The sequence below is a fragment of the Caballeronia telluris genome, assembly GCF_001544495.1.
In the GTDB taxonomy this organism is placed as follows: Bacteria; Pseudomonadota; Gammaproteobacteria; order Burkholderiales; family Burkholderiaceae; genus Caballeronia; species Caballeronia telluris.
Genome location: NZ_FCNZ02000106.1, coordinates 1 through 1,976 on the forward strand (window position 1 = coordinate 1; position 1,976 = coordinate 1,976).

The following is a 1,976-nucleotide window of genomic DNA, read 5'->3' on the forward strand; positions in this document are numbered from 1 at the left end:
TGTCACGGATCGCCGTATAGGAGCCAATTGATGATCGGCGCATAGGTGCCAGCGCAGGATCGGCGTAATGGAGCCAGTCCATGATCGCCGTAATGGCGCCACCCGATGATCGGCGTATAGGCGCCACCTGCGCCGTGTAGCAGAACGCGGTTCGAACTTTCCCAACTGGGTACGCTTCGCTCTTTTCTGAGCGGAGCGCCCATGGCCAACCGGAGGTTCGAATTGTTTGAGTACCGCCAAGTCCTTGTCCGTATGCGGCAAGGCGATTCCGACCGCGACATAGCTCGCGCCGGGCTCATGGGCCGCAAGAAGCTCACCGCCGTACGGCGCACTGCGCAGGAGCTCGGCTGGCTCGATCCGGAGCAGCCGCTGCCGCAAGACACCGTGATCGCCGGTCAGTTCGGCCGCACACCGCACCTGCCCAGCACCTGCGTGTCGACGCTCGAACCCTTTCGCGAGCAGATCAGCAGCTGGTTTGACGCTGACGTACAGGGCACGACGATTCACAGTGCGCTCAAACGCAACCATGGCTACACCGGCAGCTATTCGGCGGTGCGCCGCTTCCTGAAGCATCTGGGCGCCGAACGTAACGTCACCGCGACAACGATTCTGGACTTCCCGCCGGCCGATGCCGCGCAGGTCGACTTTGGCGCCGGTCCCGCGCTCGTCCACGAATCAGGTCATACGCTCAAGACGTGGTTCTTCGTCATGACGCTGTGCTGGTCGCGTCACCAGTACGTCGAACTCGTCTTCGATCAGACCGTCGAGACGTGGCTTGCCTGCCACCGTCGCGCCTTCGAGTGGTTTGGCGGCTGCCCGGGGCGAATCATCATCGACAACGCGAAGTGCGCGATCATCAGGGCCTGCACGTACGACCCCGAGGTCCAGCGTTCCTACGCAGGCCTCGCTGAGGGATACGGTTTCAGGATCGATGCCTGTCCGCCGCACGACCCGCAGAAGAAAGGCGTCGTCGAATCGGGTGTCAAATACGTCAAGAAGTCCTTCATGCCGCTGCGCACGTTTCGTGATCTGCTGGACGCCAACCGGCAGTTGCGTGAATGGATCATGCAGGAGGCCAGTGTTCGTGAACACGGCACGACACGCGAACAGCCTCTGGCGCGCTTCGCCATCGAGAAGCCGCTATTGACGGCGCTGCCCGATGTACCGCCCGTGCTCGCCGCATGGTCCACGGTCAACGTTCATCGTGACGCTCACATCCAGCATCACAAGGCGCTCTACTCGGTGCCGTTCGCCCTGGTCGGCAAGACGCTGTGGGTGAAGGCGACAGACACGGTCGTGCAGCTGTTCCATCAGCACGAACTCGTTGCCACCCATCCCCGGCTGCGCAAGCCAGGCGCACGCTCAACCGTCCGCGATCATCAGCCGCCGGCAGCACAGGCGTGGCTCGAACACGATCCGCAATGGTGTCTGGCGCAGGCCAAAGAAATCGGTCCTGCCTGCCACGCGCTGATTCTGGCGCTCTTCAACGATGAGGTGCTCGTCAACCTGCGCGGTGCGCAGGGCATCGTACGGCTTCGCGGCAAGGTGGGTGACGCGCGGCTGGAGGCCGCATGCGAACGGGCGCTGGCGCATGCCAGCCCCAGGTGGCGAACCGTCAAGACAATTCTGGACAAAGGTCTGGAGAGCGAGCCCATCGCAGAGTCCCCGCAAACGCTCACCGATACCTACGTCAACGGCGGCCGCTTCGGTCGCAATCTCCAATCCCTGCTGATCCACTAAACGCCCATGAATCCCAGTCCTGAACTGAACACAACCCTCAAGCAGTTGCGCCTGTCCGGCGTGCTCGATTCCCTTGAGCAGCGCAACCGGCAGGCCATTGACGGCCAGCTCGCGTACACGGAGTTCCTCGCCATGCTGCTGCACGACGAAGTCGCCCGGCGCGACCAGAAGAAGCTGCGCACCCGCCTGGCCCGCGCTGGCTTCGCAATGGGCAAGACCCTCGAAACGTTCGACTT

The 1,976-nt window shown here is 63.0% G+C and carries 2 protein-coding genes; both read left to right on the top strand.

Going from position 1 to position 1,976, the window contains the following annotated elements; genetic code table 11:
* Nucleotides 1-222: 222 nt before the first annotated feature.
* Nucleotides 223-1,740, top strand: a complete 1,518-nt coding sequence (gene istA, locus AWB66_RS32320; RefSeq protein WP_200819130.1) for an IS21 family transposase — start codon at nucleotides 223-225, stop codon at nucleotides 1,738-1,740.
* Nucleotides 1,741-1,746: 6 nt separating this feature from the next.
* Nucleotides 1,747-1,976: ATP-binding protein (locus tag AWB66_RS32325; protein WP_235021355.1), on the top strand; the 230-nt coding region annotated here is incomplete at its 3' end.